The organism is Nitrospira sp. Ecomares 2.1, assembly GCF_965152585.1.
Genome location: NZ_OZ224219.1, coordinates 3,549,554 through 3,567,298, shown reverse-complemented (window position 1 = coordinate 3,567,298; position 17,745 = coordinate 3,549,554). Strand labels below are relative to the sequence as shown.

At 47.3% G+C, this 17,745-nt stretch carries 19 protein-coding genes; 13 read left to right on the top strand and 6 right to left on the bottom strand.

Going from position 1 to position 17,745, the window contains the following annotated elements; all coding sequences use genetic code 11:
• Positions 1-37: 37 nt before the first annotated feature.
• The 3 genes from ACWHYD_RS15770 to ACWHYD_RS15760 form a co-directional block, all read right to left on the bottom strand.
• Positions 38-457, bottom strand: coding sequence for a hypothetical protein (locus ACWHYD_RS15770; RefSeq protein ID WP_447962980.1), 420 nt, complete (start codon positions 455-457; stop codon positions 38-40).
• Positions 458-966: 509 nt separating this feature from the next.
• Positions 967-1,413, bottom strand: a complete 447-nt coding sequence (locus ACWHYD_RS15765) for a CreA family protein (RefSeq protein ID WP_447965887.1) — start codon at positions 1,411-1,413, stop codon at positions 967-969.
• 290 nt (positions 1,414-1,703) lie between these two features.
• Complete coding sequence (locus ACWHYD_RS15760; RefSeq protein ID WP_447962979.1) at positions 1,704-2,147, bottom strand: PRC-barrel domain-containing protein; 444 nt, start codon at positions 2,145-2,147, stop codon at positions 1,704-1,706.
• Positions 2,148-2,453: 306 nt separating this feature from the next.
• Here ACWHYD_RS15760 and ACWHYD_RS15755 point away from each other — a divergent pair, with 306 nt between their 5' ends.
• Together ACWHYD_RS15755 and ACWHYD_RS15750 are read left to right on the top strand one after the other, a co-directional pair.
• Positions 2,454-2,885 carry a response regulator gene (locus ACWHYD_RS15755; protein WP_447962978.1) on the top strand — a complete coding sequence of 144 codons (432 nt, stop codon included), beginning with the start codon at positions 2,454-2,456 and terminating at the stop codon, positions 2,883-2,885.
• Positions 2,886-2,954: 69 nt separating this feature from the next.
• The gene (locus ACWHYD_RS15750; protein ID WP_447962977.1) at positions 2,955-3,344 is read left to right on the top strand and encodes a hypothetical protein; all 390 of its coding nucleotides are present in this window, start codon (positions 2,955-2,957) and stop codon (positions 3,342-3,344) included.
• 94 nt (positions 3,345-3,438) lie between these two features.
• Here ACWHYD_RS15750 and ACWHYD_RS15745 read toward each other — a convergent pair whose 3' ends face one another.
• The 3 genes from ACWHYD_RS15745 to ACWHYD_RS15735 all read right to left on the bottom strand — a co-directional run bounded on the left by ACWHYD_RS15745 (position 3,439) and on the right by ACWHYD_RS15735 (position 6,480).
• A complete protein-coding gene (locus ACWHYD_RS15745) occupies positions 3,439-4,440 on the bottom strand; it encodes a cytochrome d ubiquinol oxidase subunit II (protein WP_447962976.1) in 1,002 nt (333 codons plus the stop codon).
• Positions 4,427-5,773, bottom strand: coding sequence for a cytochrome ubiquinol oxidase subunit I (locus ACWHYD_RS15740; RefSeq protein ID WP_447962975.1), 1,347 nt, complete (start codon positions 5,771-5,773; stop codon positions 4,427-4,429). Before ACWHYD_RS15740 ends, ACWHYD_RS15745 begins: the two co-directional genes overlap by 14 nt.
• 101 nt (positions 5,774-5,874) lie before the next feature.
• Positions 5,875-6,480 carry an NADPH-dependent FMN reductase gene (locus tag ACWHYD_RS15735; RefSeq protein ID WP_447962974.1) on the bottom strand — a complete coding sequence of 202 codons (606 nt, stop codon included), beginning with the start codon at positions 6,478-6,480 and terminating at the stop codon, positions 5,875-5,877.
• 296 nt (positions 6,481-6,776) lie between these two features.
• Between ACWHYD_RS15735 and ACWHYD_RS15730 the strand changes: the two genes are divergently transcribed.
• The 11 genes from ACWHYD_RS15730 (at position 6,777) to ligD (ending at position 17,733) form a co-directional block, all read left to right on the top strand.
• A complete protein-coding gene (locus ACWHYD_RS15730) occupies positions 6,777-7,415 on the top strand; it encodes a cyclase family protein (RefSeq protein ID WP_447962973.1) in 639 nt (212 codons plus the stop codon).
• Positions 7,416-7,562: 147 nt separating this feature from the next.
• On the top strand, positions 7,563-8,711 hold the full coding sequence (locus tag ACWHYD_RS15725; RefSeq protein ID WP_447962972.1) for an AI-2E family transporter: 1,149 nt from the start codon (positions 7,563-7,565) through the stop codon (positions 8,709-8,711).
• Positions 8,712-8,798: 87 nt separating this feature from the next.
• Positions 8,799-10,175 (top strand): DUF2254 domain-containing protein, encoded by a 1,377-nt coding sequence (locus ACWHYD_RS15720; RefSeq protein ID WP_447962971.1) that lies wholly within the window; start codon positions 8,799-8,801, stop codon positions 10,173-10,175.
• A 369-nt stretch (positions 10,176-10,544) separates the two neighbouring features.
• Positions 10,545-11,318 (top strand): PRC-barrel domain-containing protein, encoded by a 774-nt coding sequence (locus ACWHYD_RS15715; RefSeq protein ID WP_447962970.1) that lies wholly within the window; start codon positions 10,545-10,547, stop codon positions 11,316-11,318.
• 183 nt (positions 11,319-11,501) lie between these two features.
• A complete protein-coding gene (locus ACWHYD_RS15710; protein ID WP_447962969.1) occupies positions 11,502-12,113 on the top strand; it encodes a hypothetical protein in 612 nt (203 codons plus the stop codon).
• Positions 12,114-12,145: 32 nt separating this feature from the next.
• On the top strand, positions 12,146-12,328 hold the full coding sequence (locus tag ACWHYD_RS15705; protein WP_447962968.1) for a hypothetical protein: 183 nt from the start codon (positions 12,146-12,148) through the stop codon (positions 12,326-12,328).
• A gap of 423 nt (positions 12,329-12,751) precedes the next feature.
• The gene (locus ACWHYD_RS15700) at positions 12,752-13,144 is read left to right on the top strand and encodes a hypothetical protein (RefSeq protein ID WP_447962967.1); all 393 of its coding nucleotides are present in this window, start codon (positions 12,752-12,754) and stop codon (positions 13,142-13,144) included.
• Between the two features lie 91 nt (positions 13,145-13,235).
• Positions 13,236-13,400, top strand: a complete 165-nt coding sequence (locus tag ACWHYD_RS15695; RefSeq protein ID WP_447962966.1) for a DUF1328 domain-containing protein — start codon at positions 13,236-13,238, stop codon at positions 13,398-13,400.
• Positions 13,401-13,548: 148 nt separating this feature from the next.
• Positions 13,549-14,064, top strand: a complete 516-nt coding sequence (locus ACWHYD_RS15690) for a response regulator (protein WP_447962965.1) — start codon at positions 13,549-13,551, stop codon at positions 14,062-14,064.
• Positions 14,065-14,149: 85 nt separating this feature from the next.
• Complete coding sequence (gene ku, locus ACWHYD_RS15685; protein WP_447962964.1) at positions 14,150-15,010, top strand: non-homologous end joining protein Ku; 861 nt, start codon at positions 14,150-14,152, stop codon at positions 15,008-15,010.
• 98 nt (positions 15,011-15,108) lie between these two features.
• Entirely contained in the window at positions 15,109-17,733 is a 2,625-nt protein-coding gene (ligD, locus tag ACWHYD_RS15680) for a DNA ligase D (protein ID WP_447962963.1), read from the top strand.
• The last annotated feature ends 12 nt before the right edge of the window (positions 17,734-17,745 follow it).

Sequence of the window (17,745 nt, the reverse complement as noted above, 5' to 3'; positions counted from 1 at the left end):
GCCGATATCCCGGGCTGTCTATCACCTCCCATAGCTCCTATAAAGGTTTTGGCATTTTTCGTATCGCTATGGGTAGATTATCAGCCGAATAGCGAATTTCGGCTTGATCCCCAACGGTAATTGACTCATCGACCAGCGTCATGGAGTTCACTTCAACGGAAATTTCCCTTTCATCCTGGTTTTTAATAACATAGGTTTTCCCTTCAATCGATACCACTTCACCGGTAATATTTCCTGGGATGCCGGGTGTGAGTCCCTCCTGTTGGGAAACGGTCGGCATGTCGGATTCAATCGGCGGTTCAATTGCCACGGTTCCCGGAAGATTATTTGATTGAGCAGGGGGTGTATTGACGGGTTCATGTTCTTCCTGACACGCAATAACTCCAGAAAGTAAAAATGGTATTACCCAAACTGTTCTTATGAAAACTGATCGCTGAGTTCGTGAGTCATGTTTCATGGGATCACCCCTATTGTAAAATAAGAAAAATTACTGTGCGAGCTCGGTCCTTCCTTGTAATGATGATTTTAGAAAAAGAAAATTGAAGTGTTGTTCACAAAAAATTTGATTCGGTGGAGCCTTCTGTCGGATCAATCGCTATGGACATAACGCTATTATATTTCTTTCCTTCCTTTTCACCTCAATTGCATTCATTTTAGGGCATGGGGAGATATTGGGAACTCATCAAAACCCTGGCTCGTTTTTGACCTTAAGGACTTGGCGGGAATAATTCTATGGTTGATTCAATTTGAACAGGTACATCCACGATGGTGGACGCCGTCGTGGGGGAGGGGGATCGTGGCGAATAAATCTTGTGAAACCTGATATAAACCGTTTGTCGGGGGATGAGGGATTGATGGACTAAAAGCACATCGGGTCCATTCCATCGTGGTGATGAAAATGGATTCAAAACATGATGAATGATGCGTCGAGGTTTGACCGAAATATCTCTACTTGAGCTCTCGTTGTTATGGGGTCGACCAAGACCTGATCGGCACCGTCGATATGGAATTTTTTGGTGAGCCTTCGATCACTTTATCGCTGTATACGAGATAAATGAAGGTTTGACGTTTCTTGTCAAAAAATCTGACCACCTGCAATTTTTTAAAGATTAATGAGCGACTCTCGTGAAACACCTTTTCCCCCTCTTCAAGCTCAGCAACAATGTGAATGGGGCCGACCTGCCTGCAGGCAATTGACGCATCTGAAGTGTCCTCAGCGACACCAACCATACCCTTTAACCCTCCTGTTTTTGAGCGACTCAGATGGCAGGTGACTCCTTCAATTTTTGGATCATCAAATGCTTCAATCACAATTTTGTGATCTGGGCCCAAAAAATTGAATTTGGTATCCACACTTCCAATTTCCTCAGCATAGGCACCAGAAACCAGTGATATAGAAAAGATCAAAGACATCCATGCAACATTGGGATTCATTTACTATCTCCTCTGAGCGTTATTTGTATGGTTGATAGGACAACTTGTATGAATTTGCACTCTACGCTATTTGGGACCATAAACAACACAACCAAAACATTGAAACCTTCATCGAGAAGTTCCAGTTTTTTTATTGATAAAGAGAGCTATGGTGTGGATTTGGTTGCAGCCCTCAATGAGGCGTCTTCATCTACCCTGAAAGCCCACTCCGGCTCCTTATTCATGGCCCATGCCCGTTCCGTCTATTGAGACGATCACTACCAGAGGTGTTACCGGGCCTTGGTATTATGAGGGGAAGGCTCTGGCGTTGAGTAGAATTCCCCTATCATTAATTTCCACTTTTCGTCCTTCATGTCGGGCCAATCATTTTTATTAAAGCCTGGCGCCGTTTCTAATTTTTTCGATTGAATATCCAGAGTCAAATGTTCCTGGCCTGGTGGATGTGCAAGCGATGCCCATGGGACGGCAAAGAGCTTGTCCCCCATACCTAAAAATCCTCCAAAGGATAAAACCGCATATCCGACTTTTCCGTCACTCCCTATAACCAGTTCTTCAATCAGCCCAATGTCTTCACCTTGGAGATTTTTGACGGATTTCCCAACTTGCTCACTGGCCTTGTAGGAATCCTGGTCTAAATTTGCAGCTAAAGCTTGGGAAATGGGTGCGACGAGCAAGATAAAACCCCAAAAAATAAATAGAAGCGAAACCGGCATTCAGACCTCCATTCTGTTTTTGTGTCGTCTGGGCCATTGGGCATCGAAATCTTCTTATGCAGGCGGCAGCGTGCCCCCTTCAATAAAGAGCCATAAATGATTCTCTAACATAGATGAAATAGGGCGGTCTATCAGGACGTTGTCCGCTCCTCAATCTTGAGGTATTTCCTCGGGTACGCAGGGATAGGATAAAGCCCAGGGAAGATTTAATAAGTTACCCATTCAAGGGTTTTTGATAGTGGCCGATCCCCTAGGAATCCGCTAAAAGTTACCAGCCTGATTCTATCTATGGTGGAGGGGGCCTACATGATTTATCTTGTGATAGAAGATCAAAAAATTTCAGAAATCATTGCAGAGCGTTTGCGGAAAATGGGTAAAAAGACGAGGGTAATTTCCCAATCGGAGGAATTGTGGATGGGCATTCGGGAAAGTTCTCCCGATATCATTATTCTGGATGGTAATAGCCCGCATATTAATGCTCTGGAAATTTTGAAGGATCTTAAAGCCCAGGAATATAAAGGCCAGACTATAGTTTTAGGAGGTGAATCTTCTGCCCCGTTTACCCCTGAAATCTCCCGTTTCGGTGCTATTCAGACAGCCGGTCGCCCTCTGGCGGCCAGTCGCATAATGGGCGCTATCAGGATTGCCCAAGAACATTTGAATGCGGATCTATGGCGTTCCTCGTCAAGCAGATCTGAAGTGATGAGGGATTCCGGCCAAAAGGCAACCTTTTTATAGACCCTAGGACTAAGAAATTGAAAATATTCATGCTGAAAAATTCGGGGTAATCCCAAGGAGGAAATTTTTATGCCAAACACCAATGCATCATTTTCGGCATTTTCCCGTGTAGATCAATTGAAACAGCAACTGGAAAAGCTAGAGATTCTCAGTCAGACCGAGGTTGATGCCAAAGAATTGGACAATTTTGATCGTGAGACTGAAAAAATTTTGAAGCGTGTGGATGGAAGAGATACCAAAATGGCCGCCTATAGTTTTGCCACCATGGCAGAGGCAGAAGCTTTGGTCAATCTTCCTGAGTCCGCTCAAGAACCGACCTCCCGTGACCTTTTGCAAAAGTCTCTACAGCAGAGACGACAAGTGTTGTTGGGAATGGTTAGTGAAATGGAAGGCATGGAGGAAGCGGAAGCGGAAGTGTTAACGGGAGAAGATAAGGAAGATCCCCCGCTCATGGGATAAATCCCTAGAAGAACCTGAGCCCGAAACACGTTGTTTCATTGAGGGCGGCTGGGCCTCCGTGATGTTCCTGTCGGTCACGATTGAATAGGCTGATTCACACCTGGATTTTTTTGAACACACGAAAAAGGTACAGAAGTGAGGGTAAGACCACAATCATTCCTGCCACCAATGCGAAGAGAAGCAATTCCAGTGTTGAAGCCGGGGCCGTGGTGTTGAAAATGGTTAAATCGGGTTTTATGAGATATGGATATTGACCAAATCCCCATCCCCAGATAATAGCGGTGACATACCCGACGGCTGATATCCGGGCGAGGTGAAATCGTTTGGTCCACAGGCCAATTATACTCGCCAGCATCCCTAATAAAGCCAGAATGAGAAATACCCATCCGGTTGGACTTTGTAGCAATCCTTGGCTGATTTCTGAAGCGTAATTTTTCGTGAGGAGGAGGGTCAGGATAGCCATTATGGCTGAAGCCGCAAGCGACCACAGAGCTTTTCGGCGATACAGACCTCTGAGAGCCGGTAACGGGGTTTCATGGATTAAGTAGGTTGATGCCAAAAATGCAAAAAGCGTGATCGTCCAGATTCCCACTGCCAACGGGAAAGGTTGAATCCATGGGAGCACAAACACGTCAACGAATCCTCCTTGAACGTTCTGCAGGTAGCTGGAGGTTAGCGTGCCAAGAATAATGCCTAAGAACATCGCCGTGATCAGACTGGAGAGCCCGAAGAGCGTTCCCCAGAATCGATGGAGCGGAGACTGCTGGACATCATAACTACGGAAGGCAAAGGCAGATCCTCGAAGCACGATACCGGTGAGGAGCAAGGTCAAGGGAATGTGGAGTACGGTCGATATTCTGGCATAGGCAAGGGGAAAGGCTGAAAAGAGAAGCGTGATGACCAGGATCAACCATACGTGGTTCGCTTCCCAAATGGGCCCGATAGCAGTAGAAATCAAGTGACGTTGCGTTTGCGCCTCCGGCCCTCTGGCCAGGAGATACCAAATGCCGGCTCCATAATCTGCTCCGCCCAACAGGGCATACAAGGTGAGCGATATGACAATGCACCCGGCGATAATTTCCTCAAGCCCTGGCATGAGTCTTCCTTGAAGATGGACCATCCGGTTCTCCAATCTGTGGAAATACCGTAAGATGGCGATGTAAAAGCCACAGAACAATTCCAGCCAATCCCAGATACAGCAGGGTAAAAAAGATAAGCGAAGCGGTCAGGCCGGTCATCGGGGTAACGGCATCAGTGGTGCGCATAATTCCTACGATGATCCAAGGCTGCCGACCGACTTCCGTCACCACCCAACCGGATTCGATGGCGATTAACCCTAAAGGAGCGCAACCCACTAGGCATCGAAGAAACCAACGGGATTTCCATAGAAATTTCTGTTTCCATATCTTGCAGAATCCCCACACACTCATGGCCATGAGGATAAATCCAGAGGCGATCATGATTTGGAATGCGAGATGGACCACTACGAGCGGAGGCCAATCCTGGCGAGGAAAATCCAACAATCCTGTGACAGTTGCCATAGGATCCCCATGAAGTAGGAGGCTGAGCGCATAAGGAATTTCAATTCCATATGAAATCGTTGCGGTGGAGCCATCGGGAATGCCTCCAATCCAAAGGGAAGCGCCGGAGGTGGTATGAAAATGTCCTTCGAGCGCTGCCAGTTTAATCGGGCTGTAGGTGGCCACTGCGCGGGCGAGCAAGTCTCCACTGAGAGGTTGAAAGATGGCCGCCACTCCCCCTGTCATCAGGGCAATTCGGAGCGCCTCCTGGTGAAAGGGATTGTCCGGTTGCCGAAGTAAGAAAAAAGCATGCACACCCGCCACAAGGAATCCGATTGCCACAAATGCCGCCAGAATCATGTGATGCGATTCATGTAGCCCGATCGGATTGGTAAAGGTGGCAAGCGGGGCTAGCTGGGTAGGCTGTCCATCGAGTAGCTGAAACCCGACAGGGTGGTTCATCCAACCATTGGCCAGCACGACAAAAAAAGCGGATAGAACACCACTCACCGTCACGATCACTCCGGACATCAAATGCAGATAAGCCGGAATCTTCTTCCACCCATAGAGATAAATTCCCAAAAAGATAGCTTCCGTGAAAAAAGCAAACCCTTCTAAGGAAAACAAGAGTCCGATAATCGGCCCGGCCCAAGCCATAAATGTCGGCCATAACAGTCCGAGTTCAAAGGAAAGCACAGTGCCGGATACGGCGCCAATGGCAAAAAGAATGGCGGTTCCCTTTGCCCATCGTGTGGCCAATTCACGAAAGATTTCATTGCCGGTGCGAATATAACGCCATTCTGCAATGACCATGAGTAGTGGCATGGCCATGCCTGCCACGGCGAATATGATATGAAAACCAAGGGAAATCGCCATTTGGAGACGCGCAGCCAGAAGGTTTTCAATCATCTTAGGCGCCCGCTCCTCAGTATGGTACAGAGTCGTCTCTTCAATTTCGTCCTGGTTAAAAAGTTTTGAAAAATGCGATGTCCGATCAGTCCTGAAGACGGTCAGGTAAGGGATTGCGCTGAACTCTCACTTCGAGGGCAATGATGGGCCCTGGCCTGTTTAAGGGCATACGCATACCATTCCAGTTCTTCAAAAAACTCCCGGGCTTTGTGATGGAATTTTTGATCAGCAGGCGTGCCATCTTCCTGAAAGGCGTCCTGAACATGGGGGATGGGGAACAGAGAGGGAATACTCGACATTCCCAGTTCAGCCAACATGGCCCTGAGGGTCATTGCCGCACGAACGCCGCCGAACCCACCTGCTGAATAACACACGATGGCGGAAGGTTTTCGAAAGTATTCCTCAAGAAAATGGTCTAATACGTTCGAGAGGGCAGGAGGAATGGTATGATTATATTCGCCCGACACAATAATATAACCGTCAGCCGGAATAATCAGATCAGCCACAAGTTGGAGGAGGTGAGGCGCCTGACCCGGCTGATACTCTTTGTACATTTTATCCAACAACGGGAGAGGAAAGAGAAGAGGATCGATGAGCGACGCCGTATGCCCACGTGTTTGGCAGGTGTTCAGCATAAACCTGGCGGCCTTGATACCCTGCCGGTCGGTTCTCACTGATCCATAAATTATAGCCAAATTCAGTGGCATGGAGAATTTTCTCTTAATCCAACCATTTATATCGAATGATTTCTGGATGAACAGGTTATCCCAAAGTAGAATTTTCAGTGTTAACAGTTTAATCCGTGTGTTCGACCACAGGGTGTAGACAAATCGCAAGTGAGCCTTTAAAAAAGATCCATTGAGCGAAGGAAGGAAGTACCCATAATCTGTCAATCGTGTCATCCGATTGCCGGTTTCCGGAAAGACGTCATGGTAAAAGTTGGCCTGGCCTAAATCCCGGTTCAAAAGGAGAAGCGATTGAAAGTCGGAATGTGGAGAGGGTCATGATATCTAATTGGATCGATATCTCAATGTCTTTGTATCCGGGAATGGTTCAAAGACCCGGAGACCCACCATTTCAGATGGAACCGGTGACGGACAGAAAAAATGGGGATAAGGTTCCTGTCTCAAAAATATCAATGAGTTCCCATGCCGGAACGCATATTGGCGCTCCGGTGAAATGTGAAAAATCTTTTCAAGATAATGAACAAACAGAATTTTCAGCAACAATAGGCCTGGCCAAAGTGATTGAGATCCAAGATAGGAATTCTGTAAAAGCGGAAGAATTAAAAAAACACCGGATCTATTCGCATGATCGGATTCTCCTGAAAACACGCAATTCCGCCTCTGACTGGTATTCTGAACACCCCCCTGAAGATACAATCTTTCTTGACCGAACTGCCGCGGCATGGCTGGCTGAACGGCGGGTGAGCACCGTCGGAATTGATGCGCTGTTTATTGGAGGGAAACACAAAAATGGAAAAGAGATTGCTCGCATGCTTATCCAAGCCGGGATTGTCATTATTGAAGGACTCGAATTTTCTCGAGTGAAACCGGGGGAGTATATGCTCATCTGTTTACCCTTAAAAATTCCGAACGGAGATGGTGCCCCAGCAAGGGCCATTCTCCAACCGGTCCGGTAGTGGGAAGGGAAAGTAATAGGTCGCTCATGCCGATGAATAGTTATCCAATCCTCAAGAACGAAATGATCAGGAGGTTTATTGGTGGATCCTGTGACCCATGCTTAAGTTCGGTGCCCCCACCTCTTTTGCCGAACATGGCTCCCTCCGATGCCTGAAATCCACCAGAAGGAAATCTCAGAATTCGAACGTAAGGCTTCCTCTCCACCTCCTTCATCCGAAATCGAAGCTGGTTATCTCTCTCCATTATTTCAGGGACCGATCAATATCCGGTCCATTGCCCTTACAGGACTGTTTGTCTATGCCTCACTCATGGTGATGTATGTGGCCAAGGCCATCATGCTTCCTGTATTCGTGGCTTTATTTCTGAATCTTTTGTTTGCTCCTCTTGTCCGGGGGGTTGAAAAAATACATATTCCCGCGCCATTTGCGGCTGGGGGGATTCTTCTCGTTTTAATCAGCACCCTGACGTTTGGAATTATTCAGCTGTCGACTCCCGCTTCTCTCTGGCTGGACCGTGCCCCGGATGCCTTACAACAGGTAGAGCATAAAATCCGGTCCATCAAAAGTTCGGTCCTGGAAATGGGGGAGGCGACCAAAGCACTGGAACATATGGCCAGTCTTTCGGAATCCCGGAAAGCCCAGAATATTCAAGTGAAAACCGAAAGTTTGGGTGGTCAATTGATCTATTGGACCACGGAATTTATTCTGGGGCTGGTTTCAACCATGATTCTACTATATTTTTTCCTTGCGTCCGGTGATTTATTTCTGGAAAAACTCGTGAAAGTTCTTCCACGATTTTCGGATAAACGACGTGCAGTGGAAATTGTCCGAGGAATAGAGGGAAATATTTCCAGTTACCTTGTCACGGTGACCAGTGTAAATGTTGGTCTTGCGCTGGCGACAAGTCTCGCCATGTATCTGCTCGGCATGCCTAACCCGTTTTTGTGGGGAGCCATGGCGGGTATTCTGAATTTCATCCCTTATGTTGGAAGCATTATTGGTTTAGGAGCGGTGACGTTGGCAGCGATCCTCACATTTGAACATATGAATGTCGTGGCTGTGGTGTCCGGGACCTATTTATTTCTGACGGCTATTGAAGGAAGTGTTATCACACCCCATTTATTAGGACGAAAACTGACATTAAATCCTGTGATAATTTTGGTCAGTGTCTTGTTCTGGGGCTGGTTATGGGGAGTCGTCGGGGCGCTGCTTGCGGTACCATTTGTCGCATCCCTTAAAATTATTTGCGATCAAATTGAGCCGCTTCATTCCATCGGAGAATTTTTAAGTCGTTAAGTTTACAATAGTTAGAGCAAACTGCTGCCTACTCGAATTATGGCGGGATGATGAATTTCATTGATCTCGCGACAGGGTAAGGAACTCATGCCGGCTTGGGTATTAAATTGGTTGAATAAACTCCGTTCGAGTCTCTGGCTCATACCCACTTGTATGACCCTTGCCGCTATTCTCCTCTCGTTGGTCGTACCGTATTTTGACAAATATTTTTCTCCCGGGAATATTGATTTTCTCCAATGGCTAAGCAACATGGGTCCTGAAGGAGCGATGACTCTCCTTTCGACCATTGCCGGGTCCATGATCACTATAGCGGGCGTCGTGTTTTCCATTACGATTGTGGCCCTCACCCTGGCTTCGGGGCAATTCGGCCCACGTCTGTTAGGAAATTTTTTGCGGGATCGAGGGAATCAAGTAGTTCTGGGAACGTTTGTGGCGACTTTCCTGTATTGTCTGCTCGTCTTGCGAACCATCCATGTGGATCCTGATGGCTCTACGCCATATTGGGGAACGTTGGCGGGCCTTATTTTGGCTGTGTGCAGCCTAGGGGTATTGATTTATTTCATGCATCATATTGCTGTTTCCATACAAGCCCCCAATTTGATCGCTGCGGTATATGGGGAATTGGAAGAAGACCTGGCCAGGCTTTTTCCAGAGCGTTTGGGACTGGCCGATGAGAATGAGGCGAACAAAACCCGTATTCCTTCTATCCTGTCCAGGATAGAAAAAGAGGGAATGGAAATTAAGGCCGACATTGGGGGTTACCTTCAGGCAATTGAAAATGATGCCCTTATGGAAATCGCTCGTGAACAGAATTTAGTGATATTTCTTCATTATCGGCCGGGGCACTTTATCACCAAGGGAGCATCATTAGCCAAAGTACTGGCCCTTGGGCCGATGGCAGATATCGTAACCCCACAGATTAACAAGCAAATGATCTGTGGATCCAACCGAACCCAGGAACAGGATATTGAGTTTTCCGTACTTCAACTTGTTGAAGTGGCCGTGCGGGCACTTTCACCTGGAATAAACGACCCGTTCACTTGCGTCCATTGTATTGATCATCTTAGCGCGATTTTATGCCAGCTTGGGCAAAGAAAGTTTCCATCTCCTTTCCGGTACGACTCTGAGGGAGTTCTTCGTGTGATTGCTCCGTCTGTCACCTTTGAAGGCGTCATGAATGCGGCTTTTAATCAAATCCGACAAAACGGAAAAGGCAATGTGGCGGTGACCATCTGCTTGTTGGACGGTTTGGGACGAATAGGTGAAACCGCGGAACGAAATGAGGATCGTGTGGCAATCCTTCGTCATGTCGAAATGGTCCAAAGAGGGAGCCGGGAATCCATCCAGGAAAAAAATGACTTAGAGGCTGTGGAGGATCGGTGCCGCCAGGTCATGGCTTCTTTAAGTATGGGAGAAAGCCGGAGTTCTTTTTTGATGGACAAATTGTTGCATATCCTTCCCTAACTGTGTCTTTCACTCCTGCTCCTGGGACCATTGATTTGGCCCATGTTAGCCCTCCGGTTCATCCATGTTAGCCCTCCGGTTCATAATTCGTCGCTTAAGACTTTCGGATTTCTACGCATGGTTTCCCTGTAAAGCTTGAATGATTGACCGGGAACTTCCCCGCCTTTACCCCACAGACCTTTCCATTACTTTTCATGCCCGTTCCGAGGCAGTTTTTTGACTTTTCAAGGTTGGCAATAAAAATTTTGTACATTGTCCTGGAAACTTCAGAAAGTGGTTAATGAATGATACAGGCCCCTCCACTTAATCTTTATCGAACTCAGGGGACTAGATCCATTTTTTGGTAAACATGAACGTAAAAGGAAGACTATGTTGAAAACGTTGTTGGAAATGCGAGGCTATCAATTGCGAGCCATTGATAAAGACCTTGGGAGCGTGGACGATTTTTATTTTGATGACCGGTTGTGGAGAACCCGTTATCTCGTGGCAGATACAGGAAACTGGCTTCCCGGAAGAAAGGTACTTATCGGACGGGAAGCCCTTGAACGGTCAGAATGGGAAGAAAAGGTCATTCCCGTGACCCTGACTTCCATAGAAATCGAAGATAGCCCGGGGATTGAAACCGATCTGCCTTTTTCGCTTCAAAAAGAAAAGGAGTTACGTCTGTTTTTTAAATGGAGAGAATATTGGGACGAGGATGGTTTCATCCAGCCTGCCGGATTCACCCCCATGAGTGTCCCAGGCGGGGAAGCTATGGAACAGTCGCTCACTGATGGAATGAGGGCGCCCGGAAAATTGGATGGAAATCCCCATTTGCGGTCCGCAAATGAGGTGCAGGGATATTACATCGGTGCCCAGGATGGAGAGATCGGTCATGTGGACGATTTTATTGTCGAGGATACCTCGTGGGAAATCCGATATTTAGTGATTGATACTCAAAATTGGTTGCCTGGGAAAAAGGTTCTCATATCTCCAAAATGGGTTAATTCTATCGACTGGAATAAACAAACCGTTCAGGTAGGCATGAACCGGGACCTGATTGAACAAAGTCCTGAATATGACCCAAGCAAACCCATAAATAGAGAATATGAAGTCCGTATGTATGACTTTTATGGTAAACCCCACGATTGGGTTGAAAAATAGTCGACAATTAAAAAATCTGTTTTAAAGGCGCCATGGTCCGGTCATCTACCATCATCGCCTTACAATTTATTGAATGCCTTTTGACAACAAATTATTCCGATAGAGGAACGACTGACGTTCTATTGTGAGGGAACCTTTTCTATCATTAATCGGGTTTTGAGCACTTACTAAAGGAGGGAGTCAATGTTGAATACATTAACAAATAATCCTGTGCCCACCGTACTTATCGGATTGGGATTGTACTGGTTGTTCAAAGATGGGGCTGTACCCTCGCACGAAACAACAAGACGCCATCGGAGTGACAACAATCCTTGGCGGAACGGCGAAAAAGAACTCCGACTCTCAATGGAGGAACAGGTGACGGAAAAATTCCGAACAGCAAAGGATGCCGTTCGAGGTCAAGTGTCGGAGTGGAAGGATGAGGCGAGTCACCAGGCTCATGAATTGAAAGAACAAGCCAGTCAACAGGCTAAGGAATGGAAAGAGGGGGCCGGGCAAAAAATGGAAGAGGTGAAGGGATATTTGCAAGAGAAAAAGGCTGTGGTAGGAGGAGAATTCAATCACCTCTTGGACAGTAATCCGCTGGCAGTGGGAGCAGTGATGGTGGCACTAGGCACGGCCGTGGCAGCCGCCATACCGGCGAGTCGGAAAGAAGACCAATGGATGGGAGATTCGCGAGACAGGGTGATGAAGGCGGTTAAATCCAGCGTGGAATCGACGGTGGAGGATGTGAAGCAGAAGACCGGTCAAGTTGCGGAAAAGGTTTTATCGGAAGATACGCAGAATTCTCTCTGAAAAATGCTATGCAATAGGACGAAAGGAAACTTATGACTTCTTATGCAAAAAGAATTTTATTGGTTCTGTGCTTTTCTGGATCACTATTCGGTGCCCTGGGGTGTGAACAAGAAGGTCCTGCGGAACGAGCAGGGGAACGAGTAGATGAATCAATGGAGCAAGCCGGAGAAAAGATGGAACAGGCCGGAGAAGATATACAGGATTCGGCCAATTAGAAATCTCCTACTAACAGACGGGGGAACTATTGTCTCCATTTTTTCTCATTTGAGTGAAGTTTTGTCCATTGTCCGAAACGTCTTGAAATTGCCACACTGAATTATGAAATCGGTCATTGTCCCCGGTAGAGACAGATATAAACGAAATTCAGGTTCTTTTTTTCTATTACCCTGACGGAAAGGAGAAAAGATGACCACTGCCAATGCAAAAAAATGTGCTCACCCTTCCTGTTCATGCGAGGCCCCTCCAGGGAAGGAGTTTTGTTCCGAAAATTGCTCCTCTTCTCAACCTTCCAAAGGCGGAAAATGTCAGTGCGGACATTCCGGGTGTGGGCACGGAGGATAACGGCACGAATGCTCAAAGAACGAGCGTTAGTCGTTGTTTTTTGGATACAGCGGAAATCTACAATGAAGGAGGCGATCATGTTTACTCCCAACCACAAGACGCAGTGGTTTCTGGATGTAAAAATTATTATGGCATTTGCTGTCCTAATGGGGGTTCCGGGTTTCGCTGTTGGTAGCGATCTCACAGGTCATGCTCCTGACCATAATCGCTCCACGACAACTCAAATACAGGAAGACCGTCAATTAGATGAAGGACATCGAATTATTCAAGGAGTGGTGGAGGAAGTGAACGAAAATACGGTACGGGTTGATGCGGGTGAGGCTGGTGAGATGTCCCCTCGGTATCTGAATTTAAATAATTCCGAGGGGAAAGAAAATTTTGAAGTTGGAGACAGGGTTAAGATTGAAGTCAATGCTCAAAATAAAGTCGTAAAATTTCATCCACTCAATAGGACCGAAGGAAAGCAGTAGTTATCACCAGTCTACGAGGAGCACATCAATGTTTCCTTAGTGGCGGATAATTTATTCAATCCCTTCGGAAAAGGAATAAAGGAGAAATCATATGTTAAGTTGGGCCATTACATTTTTGATCATTGCTCTTATTGCAGGAGTGGTCGGGTTAACGGGTGTTGCGGGTACGGCGACCAATATTGCCTGGGTATTGTTTGTTGTGTTCTTAATTATTTTTGCTTTAAGTTTTATTACGGGCAAAAGACCACCGGCATAGCACCGTATTTTGTACGGGAAGGAAACCCCCAGTTGCTCAACGGCGGAGGGTGAACCATGGTTGGGCTTTACAAGACTGTGGTTATTGAGTAAAAAATTCCCGCAATGGAATTTCAATAAAGACCCTGAAGAGGGACGAGGGATGTATCATGATTATGATCATCACCCCTGACGAGACATTTCGAAAGGCAATGGTTCTCCATTTCCAAGAAAAGAAGTATGAGCTTTCGATACCCGAACATAGACAGGATGTCCCTTCGTTGGTGGAGAAACATGCCCCGGACGTCATTGTCCTGGATATGTCTATCGCCGATCCCAATGGGCCAACCATCCTAAAAGATCTGCGTGGCACGGGTTATACCGGGAAAATTGTCGTGATCAGTGGACCCTCAAATCGGCCCCTCATGGTGGATATTCATCACCAGAAGGTTGATCAGGTCATGAGGAAATCTCCAACGGATCCTCTTCCTTCCTTGATGGATCAACTGGAAAGTATTATCCGGGTCATGTTCCGTGAGGAAATTTCCAAAAAAGCCTATGACCATTACAATAAGCGATTCGGTCAACATGGAAAAGACTGGGAGGACTGGTTTAAGGCGGAGAAGGAAATATTGAAAAATCCAACGGGCGGGAGAGCACCATTGAATGGTCCCCAAAAACCTTAAACAAATAATGTTGAAGGGTGGTAGAGGGGACATCAGCGTATTTTTTTTCTGAAATGGACGACAGGGCAGGGAAAGGATTCATTATATGACCAGGCCAATTTGGAAAGGGCACATTACCTTTGGTCTTGTTACAATTCCTGTTGTCGTTCATTCAGCGGAAAAACAATTTGACTTGCATTTTCGGTTGTTGGATAGCCGGAATAACGCCAGAGTCCGGTATGAACGTGTGAACGAGGAGACGGGTGAAGAGGTTCCATGGCAGGACATTGTGAAAGGGTTTGAATATGAAGAGGGCCGGTATGTTCTTTTAAATGATGCTGATTTTGAAAAAGTTGCCATTGAAGTAAATAAATCCGTTGAAATCGAAAGTTTTGTCAACGGAAAAGATATCGGCTACGAGTATTTTGATAAGCCCTATTATCTTGTTCCCGATAAAAAGGGTGAAAAAGTATATGTGCTGTTACGGGAAGTGCTCCGTCGGAGCGGAAAAATCGGAATTGCCAAAGTCGTTATCCGAACACGCCAGTATTTAGCCGCTCTGATTCCTCAAGGACATGTTCTGGTGCTGGAGCTTCTGCGATTTCATCAAGAAATCCGCGATGTAAAAGAATTGGATGTGCCGGAAGGGAATGTGAAATCCTACAAAATTTCAGAAAAAGAATTGACTTTGGCCCAACAGTTAGTGGAATCCATGAGCACCAAGTGGGAACCCCAGCGCTACCATGATGATTACCGTGATGCCTTGTTGAAATGGATCGAAAAGAAATCGAAAAGTTCCCGGTCACGAACATCCGTCCCCCCTGTCGCAAAAGAAGAGAAAACAGGTTCAGGAAAAGTGGTTGATATCATGTCATTATTAAAGAAAAGCGTTCAAAAGGCCCAACCCTCCGTCCGAGCCAAAAAACGCAAATCCGCCTCCCCTCGAAAATCCCGTAAGGCCAGTTAACATACCACCATGAATTGCCGGCCTGACTGAGTAGAAGGGTCTTTGTTTCGGTTTTTCAGAACTAAGACACTCAAGGCTGCTCCCAGGAAGTCACAAACATGGGATTAAAGGAATATCAAGGTAAACGTCACTTTGAGAAAACCCCGGAACCCCGTGGGACGGCCTTCCGGAAAAAGAGCTCTTCGTTTGTTGTCCATAAACATGCGGCAAGCCGGTTGCATTACGATTTCAGGCTTGAGCTGGACGGGGTGTTAAAAAGTTGGGCCGTTCCGAAAGGTCCCAGTTTATTCCCTTCCCTCAAGCGTCTGGCCGTTCATGTTGAGGATCACCCCGTCGAATATGGATCATTCGAAGGAACCATCCCCAAAGAAGAATATGGCGGAGGGACGGTCATGGTATGGGATCGCGGGCAATGGGTACCTCAAGGAGATCCCCAGTATTCCTACGACCGGGGACGAATGAAATTTCTGTTAAAAGGCCAAAAGCTGAAAGGGGGATGGAGCCTGGTTCGGATGGGAGGGGCAAAAGCCAAAGAAGAAAAAAACTGGTTGCTGATTAAAGAAAAGGATTCGGAAGCCCTCCGAGGGAAACATTCCGATATTATTGACATGGCCCCCGGGAGTGTTGCCACCGGACGATCATTGGAAGAGATTGCCGAGGTGAATCAAGAAAAAAGAAGGAAGAACCCGGCTTCCCAACGGGAGCCGAAAAACAACCATTCAACCAACAGCCGTTCCTCCCGTACTCCTTCACGAAAAAATATGATTTCCGGAACTTCCCGTGTCCCTGATCCGTCAGACCTTCCTTCCGCCGTGTCCTCTTCCCAACCCGCAACCTTTCATCCTCAGTTGGCGACTTTGTTCAAAACTTCACCTGAAGGGGAGGATTGGCTGCACGAGATCAAGTTCGATGGGTATCGTATTGTCAGCATGGTTAAAAATGGAAGAATTCGCCTGTTGACCAGAAACGGTAAGGATTGGACAAAAAAAATTCCCGACATTGCCGGAGCGCTGAAGGCATTGCCGGTTCAACAGGGTATCCTTGACGGGGAGGTCGTCGTACTCCGATCGAACGGCACCTCCGATTTTCAGGCCTTGCAAAATGTCTTGAAGGGTGAAGCCTCCGACCCTCTGGTCTACTTTGTGTTCGATCTACCCTACTGCGAAGGGTATAACCTGTGTCGGACCCCGCTCATCAAGCGCAAAGAACTGTTATGGGAATTCATCAAAGCTTTGCCGGAGAAAGCGGCCGCTCACGTCCGTTACAGCGATCATATTCAGGGTCAGGGAGAACGAACATTCGAACAGGCCTGTCGACGGGCCTTGGAAGGGATCATCAGCAAAAATGCCATGAGCCCCTATCGGCAAGCCCGTTCAAAGCATTGGGTTAAAGTCAAGTGTCATCACCGGCAGGAATTTGTCATCGGCGGGTATACCAACCCTTCAGGATCCAGAAAATTTTTCGGAGCACTGCTATTGGGCTATTATGATAAGGAGGGACACTTACAATATGCTGGCCGGGTGGGCACCGGTTTTACCCACCAACGCCTTTCACGTATTTATGCGCTTCTGGCCAAGCGAGCTCAGTCCCATCCTCCATTTGCCCGGCTGCCTTCGGACAGAAACATTCGGGAGGTGCATTGGGTACATCCCGAGCTTGTTGCCGAGGTAGAATTTTTTGAATGGACACGCGACGGCATATTGCGCCATCCTTCGTTTGTCGGTCTCCGTGAAGATAAACCGGCAAAAGAAATTATTAAAGAGACTCCACACCCTGTGAACAATATTCTTTCCGAACCACTCAAACCTTCCAACCGGCGATCCAAGGCCTCGCCCGATATCTCTACGGAAAAGCCGGCGCTGGCGCTAACGCATCCTGAAAGGATCTTGTATCCTCAGCAGGGCATCACGAAACGGAATCTGGCGGAATTTTATCAACAGATCGCCAAGTGGGTGTTGCCTCATGTGGCCGGCCGGCCGCTGACGCTGGTGCGGTGTCCTGAGGGTTCTCAAAAAAAATGTTTCTATCAAAAACATGCCTCGGGATCTCTTCCGGATTCCGTGCACCGCATTCTGATCCGGGAAAAAGAAACGAAAACAAAGAACACTTATCTGGTAATTGACGATGTGAAAGGGCTAATCGCTTTGGTGCAAATGGGCGTATTGGAAATTCATCCGTGGGGATGCCGGAAGGATCGAACGGATCGACCTAATCGCCTGGTCCTCGACCTGGACCCCGGTCCAGGGGTGAAATGGGAACAGCTGGTTGAAGGAGCCCATATGTTAAAAAAACGGCTCTCGGGGGATGGTATAGAAAGTTTTGTGAAAACCTCGGGAGGAAAGGGATTACATGTCGTGGCCCCCTTGACGCGCCGTGCCACCTGGGACCAGTTGAAGCAGTATACTCGGAGACTGGCGATGGAAACCGCCCGGACGCATCCCTCGGGATTTGTGGCCACGATGAGCAAAGCCAAACGAAAAGGGAAAATATTTATTGATTATCTTCGTAACAGTTTCGGGGCCACTTCTATTGCCACCTATGGCACTCGAGCTCTCCCCGGAGCGCCTGTGTCAACCCCTGTGAGTTGGGATGAACTCTTTTCTATCTCCGGATCCCAGGTCTTTACTCTCACCACTCTCCCTCAACGCCTTCAAAATCTGAGGGCCGATCCCTGGAAGGGATTTTTTGATCTTCGGCAGACACTCTCTCGATCCCTTATCTAATTTCCAAAAACG

Coding starts and splice junctions, on each gene's coding strand:
- ACWHYD_RS15770 (WP_447962980.1), bottom strand. CDS start 457: ATGAAACATGACTCACGAACTCAGCGATCAGTTTTCATAAGAACAGTT.
- ACWHYD_RS15765 (WP_447965887.1), bottom strand. CDS start 1,413: ATGTCTTTGATCTTTTCTATATCACTGGTTTCTGGTGCCTATGCTGAG.
- ACWHYD_RS15760 (WP_447962979.1), bottom strand. CDS start 2,147: ATGCCGGTTTCGCTTCTATTTATTTTTTGGGGTTTTATCTTGCTCGTC.
- ACWHYD_RS15755 (WP_447962978.1), top strand. CDS start 2,454: ATGATTTATCTTGTGATAGAAGATCAAAAAATTTCAGAAATCATTGCA.
- ACWHYD_RS15750 (WP_447962977.1), top strand. CDS start 2,955: ATGCCAAACACCAATGCATCATTTTCGGCATTTTCCCGTGTAGATCAA.
- ACWHYD_RS15745 (WP_447962976.1), bottom strand. CDS start 4,440: ATGCCAGGGCTTGAGGAAATTATCGCCGGGTGCATTGTCATATCGCTC.
- ACWHYD_RS15740 (WP_447962975.1), bottom strand. CDS start 5,773: ATGATTGAAAACCTTCTGGCTGCGCGTCTCCAAATGGCGATTTCCCTT.
- ACWHYD_RS15735 (WP_447962974.1), bottom strand. CDS start 6,480: ATGCCACTGAATTTGGCTATAATTTATGGATCAGTGAGAACCGACCGG.
- ACWHYD_RS15730 (WP_447962973.1), top strand. CDS start 6,777: ATGATATCTAATTGGATCGATATCTCAATGTCTTTGTATCCGGGAATG.
- ACWHYD_RS15725 (WP_447962972.1), top strand. CDS start 7,563: ATGCCTGAAATCCACCAGAAGGAAATCTCAGAATTCGAACGTAAGGCT.
- ACWHYD_RS15720 (WP_447962971.1), top strand. CDS start 8,799: ATGCCGGCTTGGGTATTAAATTGGTTGAATAAACTCCGTTCGAGTCTC.
- ACWHYD_RS15715 (WP_447962970.1), top strand. CDS start 10,545: ATGTTGAAAACGTTGTTGGAAATGCGAGGCTATCAATTGCGAGCCATT.
- ACWHYD_RS15710 (WP_447962969.1), top strand. CDS start 11,502: ATGTTGAATACATTAACAAATAATCCTGTGCCCACCGTACTTATCGGA.
- ACWHYD_RS15705 (WP_447962968.1), top strand. CDS start 12,146: ATGACTTCTTATGCAAAAAGAATTTTATTGGTTCTGTGCTTTTCTGGA.
- ACWHYD_RS15700 (WP_447962967.1), top strand. CDS start 12,752: ATGTTTACTCCCAACCACAAGACGCAGTGGTTTCTGGATGTAAAAATT.
- ACWHYD_RS15695 (WP_447962966.1), top strand. CDS start 13,236: ATGTTAAGTTGGGCCATTACATTTTTGATCATTGCTCTTATTGCAGGA.
- ACWHYD_RS15690 (WP_447962965.1), top strand. CDS start 13,549: ATGATTATGATCATCACCCCTGACGAGACATTTCGAAAGGCAATGGTT.
- ku (WP_447962964.1), top strand. CDS start 14,150: ATGACCAGGCCAATTTGGAAAGGGCACATTACCTTTGGTCTTGTTACA.
- ligD (WP_447962963.1), top strand. CDS start 15,109: ATGGGATTAAAGGAATATCAAGGTAAACGTCACTTTGAGAAAACCCCG.